We start from the raw sequence: 14,130 nt of genomic DNA on the forward strand, positions 1-14,130 counted from the left end.
TTAGCCGATGATCATGACCGGCACCGGCATGAAACAGAGCAATCCGAGTCCGAACGTGACGGTCCCAAGGACGAATCGCCCCCGACCGAGTCGCTCATCTTGAACCGGCGTGGCCGGTCCCTTCGAGGCGAGAAACGCCGTCAACAACCCCCAGAGGATCCAGACGAACACCGTGTTCACGCTGTAGCCGTCGACGTAGTAGAGGTACGCGGCGAGCGCGAACAGCACGCCCGGAACCAGCGCCGCGATCGTCTCCTGGAACTCGCCGGCCATCGCCCGGAGGATATGACCACCGTCGAGTTGGCCCACTGGAATGAGGTTGAGGAAGGTGACGAACATCCCGACCCACGCGCCAATGACGACCGGATTCACCCCGGTCGCCGGATCGTTCCGGTACAGCGGCTGGTCGAACCCCGCCGCGAGTAACTCGAGCAAGGGCGGATAGCCGAGTTCGATCCGGATCGAATTGGGATCCTGGACGACCGCTTCGGGGACAGTCACGGGCGGCAGATGCAGGCCGATCACCGTCACGACGAGCGTCGCGATGAGTCCGGCCAGCGGCCCGGCAACGCCGATGTCGAACAGCGCTTTCCGGTCGGGCATCCTGCCTTTCAGCGTGATGACTGCCCCCATCGTCCCGATCAGCGTCGGGACCGGGATGAAATACGGCAGCGAGGCGTTGACCTGATGATAGCGGCTCATGACGTAGTGGCCCATCTCGTGGATGCCGAGCACGCCCAGAATCGCTGCGGTAAACGGCCAGGCCTGCCAGATCACGGTCGGGTCAGCGACCGGATCGAGCTGATACCAGAACGAGCCCGCAAACAGCGTCGAACACACCGTTAACAGGAGCAACACGATGTTCGTCCACGGAATCCCGTCGACGCCGAGGGTCGTCGGCTCGGCGACGAGCGCGTACTCGCCGTGGCGACGCTCGAGCGTCGCATCGTAACCGCGCTCACGAAACGCCGGCCAGAGTTCCCGCATCACCCGCTCGGGGTGGGCCAATGGATCACCGTAGTAGACGAGCTGTCCATCCTCGCGGCGAACCTCGTAGACTGCAAACACTGACTCGATTCGGTCGATCGGCGGCCCATCCTCGAGCGAGTGAGTCCCTCGCCCTGCCGTGTCGAATCCGGGCCGGTCGACGTCGTCCATCATATGTGGTTCATTCTCGCCGAGTATAAATCGACTGCCGTCGGCAGGGGTCTCCGTTTCCCTGAAGCGGGTTTGATACGGCTGCTGTCAGTCAGTGCCGGTGGGACCGCAGGATAGTCGCGGGTGCATCGGGAACCTGTGACTCGCAAGCGGTCACAGCCCATGACCACGACGAACACGGCCGCGAGACGCATGTCTCGCTCACACCGAGGGAAATGGAGAACGAGCGGGGGCAGTCAATCGAGCGGTCCGATCTCACCAGCCAAATGCGTGTTAGGCGGGTGCGACGCGCCACGTCGTCGCACTCGTGTACGACCACTTCTCGATCTCGAGGTCGGCAACGGAGCCGGAGAGCTTGGCCATCAGCGCGCCGATCTCTTTGGGCGACATGCCGACGTCGTCTGCGATGAACTTACCTTTGAAGTACAGCTCACCGTCGTCTTCGGCACGTTCGCGTAGATAGCGTTTCAGGCGGCTTTCCTTGCTTTCCGTGGAGGGGTGGGCAGTCGTACTCATCGACGTTCACTCCTTGTGGCCGATAGCTGTTATAAAGGAAGGATGATTCGCGACGTTTCGATTGTGTTCAGTTATCTGGGGGGTAAGCGGCGTTTCAGACTTCGATAAAGAACGATTAATAAACGGACGAGAGAGCTCGAGACATTTTAAAACAGCTGCTAATATATTATCTCGGTTGTTACGATCACGAGTTAGACACTGTTCCCCTTTCGATACTGTTTCGATATTTCAGCCACTTCGATAAACGAACATAACAGTCAGGATCGTTCGTGGACCCAGAACTCGTCCTCGACGGTGACCTCCTTTTTGAACAGCGGCACCTCGTCTTTCAGACGGTTGATCCCGTCTTCGACGGTCCGGAACGCCTCCTCTCGGTGGCCGGCCAGCACCACCACGAAGACGATGTCTTCGCCGTCCTCGACGACCCCCGTCCGATGATAGAGTTCGACGTCGAAGATGCCGTCTCGCGCCTCGAGGTCGGTTGCGAGGGCAGCCATCCGTTCGTCGGCGACGCCGTCGTACTTCTCGAACTCGAGATACTGTGTGCGCGCGTCGTCGGCGCTGTCTTTCGCACGGACCCGTCCGGTGAACGTCGCGATCGCCCCGGCCCGGTCGGCTCGCGGCGATCGTTTGATCCGCGTCACCAGCGACTCGAGGGTCTCGTGGGGCTCGGCCGACTCGAGGGCTGTCACGAGGGCATCGAATTCGAGGTCGCCGGGCCCGTCGACGCTCGCGATCGTCTTGTCGTCGGTCTCGTCGGCAGCGCTGGCCGATCCGACGACGACCGAGGGGTACCGCAGCGCAGACACACCGACGACGACGGCGTAGTCACAGTCGGTCGCGAGGCTATCGAGTGCGTCACCGACGGACATCCCCGTTCCCGAGGCGGTCCAGTCGCCGTCGACGCCGAGGTCGTAGGTCACGTCGCCACCGACCGTGGTGATGTCCTCGTCGAACGTGAGCGATTCGCGTGCATGGGTTCCGTCAGCGATCGTCGCATCGTATCTGACGACGCCGACCCGCCCGCGTTCGGAGAGCCGATCGACGATCCGATCGACGACCGCCTCGAGCGTGTCGTGGTTGGCTCCCGCCTCCCGGACACCGAGTACGTGCATGTCCGAGACATGGTCGGCTCAGGGTTTGTAGCTATCGCCGGTCGCGGGAGCCGGCAGTCGATGGCGAGTGTGAGATCTTTGCACACAGCGCCCGTCAATACGGCTATGGTCCTTCGAATCGGCTTTACGGGCGACGTCATGCTCGGACGGGTCGTCGACGATCGCCAGCGTCGCCGCTCCGTCGACGCGGTGTGGGGATCGACCCTCGAGCGCCTACGCAGCCTTGACGGGCTGGTGATCAACCTCGAGTGTTGTCTCTCGACGCGCGGCCAGCAGTGGCAACGCACCTACCGGCCGTTTCACTTCCGGGCCGACCCCGACTGGGCGATTCCCGCACTCGAGCACGCCGGGGTCGACGTCTGTACACTGGCGAACAACCACATCCTCGACTACGAGGAAGTAGCGTTGCGAGATACCTTCGCGGCGCTCGACGACGCCGGCATCGCGCGTGCCGGTGCCGGCGAGACGATCGACGAGGCCCTCGAACCGGCAGTTCGAACGATCAGCGGTTCGAACGCGGACAGCGACGACACGCTCGAGGTCGCCGTGATCTCGCTGACCGATAACACGCCGGAGTACGCCGCCAGTGAGGATTCGCCGGGAACGGCCTGGATCGATATTGCTGTTGACGACACGGAGACGCGACAGCGCGTGGCAGCGGCCCTCGAGCGCGCACGCGAGACGAATCCGGATCTGGTCGTCGCCTCGCTACATTGGGGGCCGAACATGGTCACGACGCCGCCCGACTCGTTCCGCGAGTTCGGCCGCTGGCTGGTCGAAGAAGGCGTCGACGTCGTGCACGGCCACAGCGCCCACGTCTTCCAGGCGATCGAGGTTCACGAAGGGTGTCCAATCATCTACGATGCCGGGGATTTCGTCGACGATTACCGGGTCGACCCCGAGTTGCGAAACGACCGGAGCTTCCTATTCGTCCTCTCGGTGACTGCCGACGGCGACCCGGTCGAGCTCCGATTGCACCCGACCGAGATCGACGACTGTGCGGTCCACGAGGCGAGTTCGGGGACGGCCGAGTGGTCCCGTAACCGGATGCGGAACCTCTCGGAACCGTTCGAGACCTCCTTCGACCGGGACGGCGACGCACTCGTCCTCTCGCTCGAGGCGTAGCTGGCTTGGATCGGCGAGACGGGCTCGATACCGATTCGCGGCTCGAGGGGTGTGTCACCATGCCGTCCGGGCAGTTGGCAACCCTTAAGATAGCAACTCCGCTACACCGGGGTAGTATGAAAGTGGTCGTCTCTATCGGCGGAAGCGTCCTCGTGCCCGAACCCGGCGCAGACCGGGTGGCCGAGCACGCGGCCGTCATCGAAGACCTCATCGACGAGGGCTGTCGAATCGGTGCCGTCATCGGGGGTGGCGGTGTCGCTCGTGAATACATCTCTGCTGCACGGAATCTCGGGGCCAACGAGATCGAACTCGACCAGCTCGGGATCGATGTCACTCGACTCAACGCCCGGCTGCTCATCGCTGCGCTGAGCGAGGAGTCCGTGACCGCGCCCGCGCTGGATTACGAGGAGGCAAGCGAAGCACTCCGCAGAGACGATATCTGCGTCATGGGCGGTGTCGCGCCGGCCCAGACCACCGACGCCGTCGGGGCCGCGCTGGCGGAGTATATCGACGCCGACCTGCTCGTCTACGCGACGAGCGTTCCCGGCGTCTACAGCGCCGACCCGAACGAAGACGACGACGCAACGAAGTACGACGAACTCTCCGCGACGGAACTGGTCGACGCCATCGCCGGCCTCGAGATGAACGCCGGAGCCTCCGCGCCCGTCGACCTGCTGGCGGCGAAGATCATCCAGCGCTCGGGGATGCGGACGATCGTCCTCGATGGAACGGACCCCGACCGGATCGCCCGCGCGGTCCGACACGGCGAACACGGCGGCACTGACATCGTCCCCGAGGGTGTCGGTGCGGAACCGACCTACTGGGCAAGCGACGAGCAATGAGCGACGACGGCGACGCAGACGACACGCCGGAGTCGGAGGCGATCAGCCCCTACACGCTCCAGCGTGAGGAAGCCAGCGAGACGCGGCATGCGTTCTGGGCCGACACCGTTGCGGATCGAATCGAAGCGCGCGAACCGGACGAGCCGATCGTCATCAAAGGCGGCATCTCGCCCTCGGGCGTGCCCCATCTGGGCAACGTCAACGAGATCATGCGCGGTTACTACGTCGCCGAAGTCCTTCGCGACCGCGGCTACGAGGTCCGACAGGTCTTCACCGCCGACGACCGCGATCCACTCCGAGGGCTGCCCCGGACGCTCTGTGACTTAGAGGGCAACCTCGTCGATCTCGGCGAGGTCGACGCCGGCGCACTCGGCCGAAATCTTGGCGCACCCTACACCGACATTCCGGACCCATTCGGCTGCTGTGACTCCTATGGCGACCACTTCTCGACCATTATCCAGAACAGCGCCGACGCCGTCGACGTGCCGATCGAGCTGGTCTCGAACACCGAACTCTACGAATCCGGCGACTTAGAGGACATCACCCGCTTCGTCCTCGAGCATCAGGATCGCGCCCGCGAAGTCCTCGCACAGTACCAGGACAAAGTCGACGAGGACTACGTTCCCTTCAACCCGATCTGCGAGGAGTGTGGCAAGATCACGGAGACGGTGACGAGCGTCGACGCCGACGCCGGAACCGTCGACTACCGCTGTACCGACATGGACGCCGGCGATCAGACGATCGACGGCTGTGGCCACGAGGGCACGGCGACGCTGCGTGAGGGCAAACTCCCCTGGCGCTTCGAGTGGCCCGCCCAGTGGCAACTGTTCGGCGTCGACTTCGAGCCCTTCGGCAAGGACCACGCCGAGGGCTCCTGGCCCAGCGGCCAGGACGTCGCGCGGAACGTCTTCGAGATTCAGCCACCAGTGCCGATGGTCTACGAGTGGTTCACCCTCGAGGGCGAGCCCTTCTCCTCCTCTGCGGGCAACGTCATCCTCGTCTCGGACGTGCTCGAACTCTTAGAGCCCGAAGTCCTGCGCTATTTCTTCGCGAAGGACCCCTCGAAAGCGCGGGACTTCAGCATCGAACGGCTCGATCAGCTCGTCGACGAGTTCGACCGGCTCGAGGCGATCTACTTCGGGGAGATCGACGCCGACGAAGACGAGCAGGCCTTCGCCGAACGCGTCTATCCGTTCGTGGTCGAGGAGCCACGCGAAGAACGCATTCGACTGCCCTACACCTTCGCGGCGGTGCTCGGGATGACCGACGATCCCGATCTTCGCGAAGAGATCGCCCGCCGCGAGGGCCACATTCCCGACGATCCGCCCGAGTGGGCCGTCGAGGGTGCCCTAAAGCGCGTCGAGCGGGCCCGCAACTGGGCGCGCCGAACTGGCAACGAGTTCGATTACGAACTCAAGCGCAGCGAGATTCCGGCCCACGACTTCGGTGCGGACACCGAAGCCGCACTCGCGGAACTAGCCGACTTTATTGAGGAGGGCCACGAGCCCGACGAGATTCAGGGCGAGATCTACGAGACCGCGAAACGCAACGACGTCGATGTCGGCGACTTCTTCGGGGCTGGCTACCGGCTGTTCTTCGACGAAGACCAGGGACCGAAACTCGGCCCCTTCCTCGCGAAAGTCGACCAGGAATTCGTCGTCGACCGGCTCCGGCGCGAACGCTGAGCCGGTCCCGGACGACAAACCAACAATTAGTGACAGGCAACTGACTTGCAGCAGCCGGCCCAACGGGCGGTCGTCTGCGCTCGAGACGTGATTCGAGAGGGGTACCAGTCTCGGTTCCGACCAATGGGATAGACAAAAGCCATTTGAGACTGCCGGCCCGAATCACTACCAATGGATCACGGTTTCCCCGCTGTCGTCTCACCCCCCGAGATCTACGGATCGGAGGTGCTGACGTGGGTTCTGGTCGGCCTCCTCCTCTACTGGGTCGCAGTCCTCAGCCTGCGAAATGGCGGCTATTTGCCCGACTACATCGGTACACAGGGGCCGATTCTCACGTTCCACACCAAACGCGGCCGTGCCCTGCTCGACCGGCTCGCACAGCCAAAGCGGTTCTGGCGTGCGTGGTCGAATCTCGGCGTTGGCATTGCGATCGTCGTGATGGTGAGCATGTTCGTGTTCCTCATCCGTGCGGCGATGGTCACGCTCTCGTCGCCACAGGTGTCGTCATCGGCAGTCCGACAGCCACGCAACGTCCTCGTGATCCCCGGCGTCAACGACTTCCTGCCGCTTGCGGCCACACCGGGCATCGTCTTCGGGCTGCTCGTCGGGCTCGTCGTCCACGAGGGTGGCCACGGGCTGCTCTGTCGCGTCGAGGACATCGACATCGACTCCATGGGTGTTGCGATGCTCGCCATCCTCCCCGTCGGTGCGTTCGTCGAACCCGATCAAGAGAGCAGCAAGGCGGCCTCCCGTGGCGGCCAGACGCGGATGTTCGCCGCCGGCGTCACGAACAACTTCGCGATCACGATCCTCGCCTTTGCGCTCCTCTTTGGTCCGGTTGCTGGCTCGATCGCCATCGCACCGGGCGCTGCCGTCGGCGGCGTCGCGGACAGTTCCCCTGCTGCCGACGCCGGGATCGAACCCAACGACCGCATCACGGCGATCAACGGCACCGCAGTCGAGAGCAACGGCGACCTTGCGAACCGACTCGAGGCCACCAACGGCGAGCAGGTGCGTGTCGAACTCAACGGCGAGGAGACGGTCCCCGTTGACCGCGCGCTGCTCGTGACCGCGGCGACCGACGACGGGCCGACAGGACTGTCCGCTGGCGATAAGGTCCGGGCGGTCGATGGGCAGTCGGTCGCGACTGAACGCGGCTTCACCGACGCTGTCGGCGACAACGAGCGCGTCACGCTGACGATCGAACCCGAAAACAGCGGGGAGCGCACTGAACGTGAGGTAACGATCGGTGCTGCAGTTTCGATCGTCGACGACGAGCCACTCGAGTCTCAGACTGGGCCGACCGACGAGACGTTCGTCATCACCCACTTCGATGGCGAACGGGTGCACGACTACGGGAGCCTCGCCGGGCTGCTCGAGGACACCGAGCCGGGCCAGGAGGTCACCGTCGAGGGCTATTTCGGCGATGAGCGTGGGACCTACACTGTCACCCTTGACGAGCATCCGCGCACCGACAGCGGGTTCCTCGGCATTCAGCCCCAGCCGGGAACGTCCGGCATCTCGATGAGCGATATCGGCGTCCAGCTCTACCCCGCAGGCGAATATCTCGGCCTGCTCGGTGGCGACAGCGAGACGCGGTTCGGCCCGGTTGCCGACACCTTCCTCGGTAAGATCGGCGTGGCACTGTTGCTGCCCGTTATCGGCGTCAGCGGCGTGCTTCCCTTCAACTTCGCCGGCTTCACCGGTGGGATTCAGAACTTCTACGAGGTCCAGGGCGCACTCGGCGCGTTCGGCGACGGAGGCATCTTCCTGCTGGCGAACCTGTTGTTCTGGACCGGCTGGATCAACGTCCAGCTCGGCTTTTTCAACTGCATCCCGGCGTTCCCGCTCGACGGCGGGCACATCCTCCGGACGAGCACCGAAGCGATCGTCTCGCGGCTCCCGATCAACGCCACCCGTGGCATGGTCCGCGTGGTGACGACCACGATCGGCGTGACGATGCTCGTCAGCTTCCTCATGTTGCTGTTCGGGCCGCAACTGCTCGCGGGCTGAACCCGGAGCTGGGGCGGTCAGCCGACGAAACAGCCGATAACGCGCAGTGTGCGCGACCGCTCACAGACAGGAGGATCATCACACGATATTGGGGAGAAACCCGGCCCTTCTTAGCGTCGCCGTCCTAACCCGCGTCTATGGAACGACGGCAACCACCACAGACCGAAGAGGGCTGGTACGTCCTGCACGACTTCCGGTCGATCGACTGGGACGCCTGGCGAGACGCGCCCGAGCGACGGCGCGAACGGGCGATCGAGGAGGGTATGGAGTATCTCACGTCCTGTGAACACGTCGACGACGCCGACGAGGGCGAGTCGGCAACGTTCGCGGTGCTCGGCCACAAGGCCGACCTGCTCGTCTTGCACCTGCGGCCGACGCTCGCCGACATCGACACGCTCGAGCGCCGGTTCGAACACACCGCCCTCGCCGAGTTCACCGAGCGGACCGACTCCTATCTCTCGGTGACGGAAGTCTCGGGCTATATGTCCCAGGACTACTTCGAGGAGGGCGAAACCGCCGACACCGGGATCGCAAACTACATCGAGTCCCGGCTCAAGCCAGAGCTGCCGGACAGCGACTTCCTCTGTTTCTACCCGATGGACAAGCGCCGCGGGCCCGACCACAACTGGTACGAGCTGCCCTTCGACGAGCGCGCGGACTACCTCTCGAACCACGGCGAGATCGGCAAGGACTACGCCGGTCGCGTCACACAGATCATCGCCGGCAGCATCGGTTTCGACGACTTCGAGTGGGGGATCACCCTCTTTGGCGACGACCCGACCGACGTCAAGGAACTGCTCTACGAGATGCGCTTCGATCCCTCGAGTTCCCGCTTCGCCGAGTTCGGACAGTTCTTCTCGGCCCGCCGGATGGATCCCACCGATCTGGATGCCTATCTCGCGGGCGAGCCGGTGCCACAGGAAGACGATGCACACGGCGGCCACCCCCATGCGAGCAGCGACACCGAAGGCCACCACCACGGCGAGTCGGGCGGCCACCATGGCGGCTCCGGCGGCTCACACGGCGACGACGAGGACGTCCGCAGCGAACTCAAGGAGCAGGGCGTCTACGCGGGCCAACCACACGGCGAAGACGTCCACGCGGTCGTGCTCTACTCCGAGGCCAACGCCGATGAGCTCTCCGACGAAGTCGACGGGCTGCGCCAGAACTTCGACCACTACGACACGCACGTGAAGACGGCCGTCTACGAGGCACGGGACGAAGACAGCGAGACCGCAGTCGTCAGCCTCTGGGACACCGAACGCGCTGCGAACACGGCTGCCGGCTTCCTCGCGGACCTCCCTGATATCGTCCGGCAGGCGGGCGACGACGAGGACGACTCGTGGGGCACGATGGGGATGTTCTACACGGTCAAGCCGGAGCATCGCAGCGACTTCACCGGCGTGTTCGATGACGCCGCCGACATGCTCGCCGACATGGACGGCCACCGAAAGACCGACCTGCTGGTCAACCGCGAGGACGAAAACGACATGTTCATCGCCAGCCGCTGGGACTCTCGCGAGGACGCCATGGAGTTCTTCCGCAGCGACGCCTTCTCGGAGACCGTCGAGTTCGGTCGCGACGTCCTCGCCGACCGGCCGCGACACGTCTTCCTCGCCTGAACACTGGGCGCTTTTTCCGACCGGCTCGAGATCGAGACTCGAGCTTAAATCGCGCCTGCGTCCGACGACTCGTCGTAGAAGAAGTACGCGGCGACCCCGGCTAACCCGAACGCGAGCGTCACGAACGGCCACTTGCCGGCCTCGGTCTCAGTCAGGCGCGCGTGGCCGGTCACGAACAGTGCGAGCCCGACGTGGGCAACGAGCGTTGCAACGACAAACGCCTGTGGGTCCATGACTCGAGGGTTCGACGCAGCGATCAAAGCCGTTACGAAGAGGACAGCATCCAATTCCTCACAAGGTATTGATTTCAGATAGAGACGAATGAATCAACTGATCAGTGTCTCTGCGAACGTATCGCAGAATTGTCTCCCAGTTGGAGCACATGTTTTGGGAGGCGTGCGAGATACACAGCGCAAGTGCAACACGAACTGACGGGTGAATAGCGGGGTCCGTGAACGCTCACTACAGGGACAGGAGGTCCATTGAGAATTTAGAAACACTCAGCAATCTACTACCAACATCACATCATGAAATCATTCTCGAGTCGTGTCACTGTATTATATGGAATGCTGGAGTGGATGCGTGTGAGTCGGCCGCAACTGCTGCTGTGGGCCACTCAGAGAGGCACGAGCCATGCGTAACGAGTCAAATGACACGACACCAGAATCGGACTTCGAACCGCTTCGGGCAACGCGTCGAACCGCGCTTCGCGGGGCAGGTCTCGCCGGAATACTCGCGCTAGCCAGTGGCAGTGCCACTGCCAGCCAAAACTCCTCGGAGGCGAACACCCAGCAGACGGACCAGCAGTCGTCAGCAGCTGACGAGTCGATCCCAGTGACGTGGGAGAACTACCCACGCGCCAACTGTCATGCTTCGTTCCAGGCAACCGTCGACGAGGGCGGGTTCGGACAGCTCTATAATTTCAGAAATATAACTCCAGTCAGCGAGCAGTTGGACGTCGAGCCAAATCGTGACACGGTCTACTCACTCGGGGTGTTCGATTTGACCGAACCAGTCTCTATCACGCTCCCAGACAGTGGTGACCGCTACCAGTCAATGAGTGTCCAGAACGAGGATCAATACGTGAAGATATTCGCCACCGACGCCGGCGAGTACACGATCACACAAGATATGGTTGGGACTCGGTATGCTGGCGTCCTGATCCGCATGTTTGTTGACCCGAACGATCCGACTGATCTGGACCAGGTCCGGCAACTCCAAGACGAGATCAGCGTCGAACAAGCATCGTCTGGCTCGTTCGAGATCCCCAACTGGGATCAGCAATCGTTCAAACAGCTCGACGAGGCGATGACAACGGTTTTTAGAACGCTCGAAGACTTCTCGGGCGCGTATGGTGACGTCGACCAGGTCGACCCGGTGAAATTCTTCGTCGCCAGCCCGTCGGGGTGGACCGGCCCCCCGCAGCCATCGGAAGCGCTGTTCCTCCAACGGATTCCAACCCAGAACGACGGCACAACGCCATACACCCTCACCGTTGGCGATGTCCCGGTCGACGCGTTCTGGTCGGTCACCGTCTACAACAGTGATCTCTTCCTCGAGGAGAACGAGTTCGACGCGTATTCGGTCAACAACGTGACCGCAGAACCAAACGACGACGGCAGCGTCACGATCCACTTCGGTGGCGACCCCGACCAGCCGAACTTCATCTACACGCCAGAAGGATGGCACTATATCATCCGGCTCTACCAACCGCGCGAACCAATCATCGACGGAAGTTATCAGTTCCCCGAAGCCCAGCCGGTCGAGTGAGGGAACCGCACGGATATCGGTCTTGAGGCTTCAGGCGACTGAATCGTCGCGATATCAAACGTCGACTCGTCTTCCATCTTCAACCGACGAGCGTACTGCACTGGATTCACACCGAATACAGCGGCCTGTGGCCGAGAGCCGTCCGACCCAACGGAAGCACACGCTCTTCCGAGCAGCGAGGGACCAACAGTCGGCGCTTTACGCCGACGACGTCGCGGACGCGAGCGTCCGCTCAACGAGGGATAACGAGCAAGCGGGCCGACGACCGACCCGTAGGGGAGAGGAGTGCTTTTGATCAACACTAAGCGGGAGCGTCGCTCCCGCGAGGTCCGAGAGAGCTTTGCTCTCTCAAGATTTCACCGAGGGGCGTCGCGAGCGAGACGCTACGCGCTCGCTCGCGACAGACCGCAGTGTAAAAGGGTGTTAGAAGTCGTGGTCGCCGTCGTCTTCGACTTTCCGCTTCATCGAGTCGCGGCGAGACTTGGCGTCGCGGCCGGTCGCCTCGAGCAGGAAGTCGTTTTTGGCGTCGACGGCATCGGCGGCGGCCTCGAGTTCGTCGGGGCCGAGTTCGGTGGGGTCGCGTTCGTGGAACTCGACGCCGAGTTTGTCCTTCTTGCCGGAGTACTCGACGGCACCGACGACGATCTTCTCGAAGACAGGGTTGGCAGGCTCCTCGATGCAGAAGAGCTCGCTGCCCTTGTACTCCTGGGTGCCCGTGATCGGACCGAAGTAGTCCTCGACGGTCGACTCCAGATCCGGAATTCGCTCCTCGAGATATTCACCGCGGCGCATCTTGTACTCCTTCATGGGTTGGGAGAAACACGGCGGAGCGTTTACCTCTTTTCATAGCCGACGTTTCGGTCTCCTGACCGATCACTGCTACTGAACGCGCTTGTCGGGCTACGGGGGTGCGTATTCGACCACCGGCTGGGTGGGTCGTCGACCGATCGGCCGGCCAGCAGCGGTGTAAGTGAACGGACGACCACAACTGGTGGGTGACGGCTACTGATGCTCGCGTTCACTGAGATAGCCTTTGCGACAGTCAGGACAGATGTCGCCGGCGCGCAGCGAGGTGCGGTCGCCGCTGGCGACGTAGTCACACCGCGGACAGTAGAACTCGGTCGGAACGTCATCTGCGGTGTCATTTTCGCGTTCGGTCGGCGTCGGAACCGAGTCGGCCCACTCGATACCGCTCGCCGACTCGGACGAGGCGTCGTTGGTCGCGTCGTCAGTCGCGTCGGTCGGGGGCGCTGCGGTCACTGACCGAGCGTCGTTTCTGGTATCTGCTGGCACGTCGTTGTCAATCACGACCGCGTCGTCGTCGGTCGAGGGCGGGTCGGATGCCACGTCTTCGGTGTCAGTCTCAGTGTCGGTGTCATCATCGGGCCATGCCGTCGGGGAGGAGTCGGCACCGACCGGTGGACCGACGTCGCTCGAGTCGGGCCACTCACCGTGTTCGCGGTCCCGTTCGGGGGCATGATCGTCGTCCTCGAGGATCTCGCCGTCATCGACGACGGGGTCGCCGTTTTCGTCGGTCGGGAGATCGATATCGTCGGTGGCCGTGGTCTCCGCGGCGGCAGTCACCGTGTCCGAGTCAGTGGCTGTGCTTTCAGCGGTCGACTCGGTGGTGTCGTCGATACCATCGACATCGGTCTCGGAACCGGATTCGTCGGCGTCGATGAACTCCGCATCCGACTCGATGGCAGGTTCGTCAGCGTCAACGAACGCAGCGTCCCCTCCGGAATCGGGTTCGTCGGCGTCGATGAACTCCGCATCCGTCTCAGTGACGGATTCGTCAGTATCGATGACCGCGGCGTCCGTTTCGGACGTGAGTTCGTCAGTAGCGTCTGGCTCGAGGGGCGGTTCAGTTGGCTCGGGATCGTGATCGTTGGGGAGTGAGTCGGCATCTGTTCCGGCGGCAAGGCTGGTCACCTCAGTGTTCTCGCTGATGACGTTGCGCTCGCCACAGCGGGAACACTCTTCGAATTCCTGGACGGTGACGACGACCTCACTGCCCCGTTCTTCGCGCTCGTGTTCGACTTCGGTGTCGCCGAAGTCGTGTCCGAGCAGCGAACATCGCAGGACCATTGTCCAATCGTACCGATCCAGTCCATAAAAAACGTACTGCCTGTATGTCTGCTATTCGTGAAAGTAATTCGAACTGTCTTGCGGTTCCAGCCTGTCGAAAAGCGCAACGGTGTCCGTTCAGGTCCGATCCCAATACTGTGATTGAGTATCGTGAATCGAGCCGATCGCCACGTCGTCAGAACGACAAACGTCAAAT

The 14,130-nt window shown here is 62.9% G+C and carries 12 protein-coding genes; 6 read left to right on the forward strand and 6 right to left on the reverse strand.

Annotation, left to right across the window (positions count from 1 at the left end):
* The 3 genes from BSG09_RS03980 to BSG09_RS03990 form a co-directional block, all read right to left on the reverse strand.
* Complete coding sequence (locus BSG09_RS03980; RefSeq protein WP_092930409.1) at positions 1-1,158, reverse strand: site-2 protease family protein; 1,158 nt, start codon at positions 1,156-1,158, stop codon at positions 1-3.
* A 273-nt stretch (positions 1,159-1,431) separates the two neighbouring features.
* Positions 1,432-1,674 carry a DUF7123 family protein gene (locus BSG09_RS03985; RefSeq protein WP_092930411.1) on the reverse strand — a complete coding sequence of 81 codons (243 nt, stop codon included), beginning with the start codon at positions 1,672-1,674 and terminating at the stop codon, positions 1,432-1,434.
* A gap of 257 nt (positions 1,675-1,931) precedes the next feature.
* Complete coding sequence (locus BSG09_RS03990) at positions 1,932-2,789, reverse strand: molybdopterin synthase (protein WP_092930413.1); 858 nt, start codon at positions 2,787-2,789, stop codon at positions 1,932-1,934.
* A gap of 105 nt (positions 2,790-2,894) precedes the next feature.
* Between BSG09_RS03990 and BSG09_RS03995 the strand changes: the two genes are divergently transcribed.
* The 5 genes from BSG09_RS03995 to BSG09_RS04015 all read left to right on the forward strand — a co-directional run bounded on the left by BSG09_RS03995 (position 2,895) and on the right by BSG09_RS04015 (position 10,076).
* Complete coding sequence (locus BSG09_RS03995; protein WP_092930415.1) at positions 2,895-3,914, forward strand: CapA family protein; 1,020 nt, start codon at positions 2,895-2,897, stop codon at positions 3,912-3,914.
* Positions 3,915-4,030: 116 nt separating this feature from the next.
* Entirely contained in the window at positions 4,031-4,756 is a 726-nt protein-coding gene (gene pyrH, locus BSG09_RS04000) for a UMP kinase (RefSeq protein WP_092930417.1), read from the forward strand.
* Entirely contained in the window at positions 4,753-6,441 is a 1,689-nt protein-coding gene (gene lysS, locus BSG09_RS04005; RefSeq protein WP_092930419.1) for a lysine--tRNA ligase, read from the forward strand. The genes pyrH and lysS overlap by 4 nt, the downstream gene beginning before the upstream one ends.
* Positions 6,442-6,612: 171 nt before the next feature.
* Complete coding sequence (locus BSG09_RS04010; RefSeq protein ID WP_092930421.1) at positions 6,613-8,454, forward strand: site-2 protease family protein; 1,842 nt, start codon at positions 6,613-6,615, stop codon at positions 8,452-8,454.
* A gap of 137 nt (positions 8,455-8,591) precedes the next feature.
* Complete coding sequence (locus BSG09_RS04015) at positions 8,592-10,076, forward strand: heme-binding protein (protein ID WP_092930423.1); 1,485 nt, start codon at positions 8,592-8,594, stop codon at positions 10,074-10,076.
* Between the two features lie 44 nt (positions 10,077-10,120).
* On the opposite strand, the gene BSG09_RS04020 is transcribed toward BSG09_RS04015, so the two are convergent.
* On the reverse strand, positions 10,121-10,309 hold the full coding sequence (locus tag BSG09_RS04020) for a hypothetical protein (protein WP_092930425.1): 189 nt from the start codon (positions 10,307-10,309) through the stop codon (positions 10,121-10,123).
* Positions 10,310-10,709: 400 nt separating this feature from the next.
* Between BSG09_RS04020 and BSG09_RS04025 the strand changes: the two genes are divergently transcribed.
* Positions 10,710-11,846, forward strand: coding sequence for a DUF1214 domain-containing protein (locus BSG09_RS04025; RefSeq protein WP_092930427.1), 1,137 nt, complete (start codon positions 10,710-10,712; stop codon positions 11,844-11,846).
* Positions 11,847-12,269: 423 nt separating this feature from the next.
* Here BSG09_RS04025 and BSG09_RS04030 read toward each other — a convergent pair whose 3' ends face one another.
* Both BSG09_RS04030 and BSG09_RS04035 read right to left on the reverse strand, forming a co-directional pair.
* Positions 12,270-12,653 (reverse strand): DUF5611 family protein, encoded by a 384-nt coding sequence (locus BSG09_RS04030; RefSeq protein ID WP_092930429.1) that lies wholly within the window; start codon positions 12,651-12,653, stop codon positions 12,270-12,272.
* A gap of 195 nt (positions 12,654-12,848) precedes the next feature.
* Positions 12,849-13,934: a DUF7093 family protein gene (locus BSG09_RS04035; RefSeq protein ID WP_092930431.1), complete on the reverse strand. Its 1,086-nt coding sequence runs from the start codon at positions 13,932-13,934 to the stop codon at positions 12,849-12,851.
* Positions 13,935-14,130 lie beyond the last annotated feature (196 nt).

Source organism: Natrinema hispanicum (assembly GCF_900111485.1).
GTDB lineage: Archaea > Halobacteriota > Halobacteria > Halobacteriales > Natrialbaceae > Natrinema > Natrinema hispanicum_A.

What these genes read in the sequence shown, in the direction of transcription:
- BSG09_RS04030 (WP_092930429.1), bottom strand. Translation starts at nt 12,653, where the DNA reads ATGAAGGAGTACAAGATGCGCCGCGGTGAATATCTCGAGGAGCGAATT.
- BSG09_RS03995 (WP_092930415.1), top strand. Translation starts at nt 2,895, where the DNA reads ATGGTCCTTCGAATCGGCTTTACGGGCGACGTCATGCTCGGACGGGTC.
- BSG09_RS04010 (WP_092930421.1), top strand. Translation starts at nt 6,613, where the DNA reads ATGGATCACGGTTTCCCCGCTGTCGTCTCACCCCCCGAGATCTACGGA.
- BSG09_RS04025 (WP_092930427.1), top strand. Translation starts at nt 10,710, where the DNA reads ATGCGTAACGAGTCAAATGACACGACACCAGAATCGGACTTCGAACCG.
- BSG09_RS03980 (WP_092930409.1), bottom strand. Translation starts at nt 1,158, where the DNA reads ATGGACGACGTCGACCGGCCCGGATTCGACACGGCAGGGCGAGGGACT.
- BSG09_RS04020 (WP_092930425.1), bottom strand. Translation starts at nt 10,309, where the DNA reads ATGGACCCACAGGCGTTTGTCGTTGCAACGCTCGTTGCCCACGTCGGG.
- BSG09_RS03990 (WP_092930413.1), bottom strand. Translation starts at nt 2,789, where the DNA reads ATGCACGTACTCGGTGTCCGGGAGGCGGGAGCCAACCACGACACGCTC.
- BSG09_RS04035 (WP_092930431.1), bottom strand. Translation starts at nt 13,934, where the DNA reads ATGGTCCTGCGATGTTCGCTGCTCGGACACGACTTCGGCGACACCGAA.
- BSG09_RS04015 (WP_092930423.1), top strand. Translation starts at nt 8,592, where the DNA reads ATGGAACGACGGCAACCACCACAGACCGAAGAGGGCTGGTACGTCCTG.
- lysS (WP_092930419.1), top strand. Translation starts at nt 4,753, where the DNA reads ATGAGCGACGACGGCGACGCAGACGACACGCCGGAGTCGGAGGCGATC.
- pyrH (WP_092930417.1), top strand. Translation starts at nt 4,031, where the DNA reads ATGAAAGTGGTCGTCTCTATCGGCGGAAGCGTCCTCGTGCCCGAACCC.
- BSG09_RS03985 (WP_092930411.1), bottom strand. Translation starts at nt 1,674, where the DNA reads ATGAGTACGACTGCCCACCCCTCCACGGAAAGCAAGGAAAGCCGCCTG.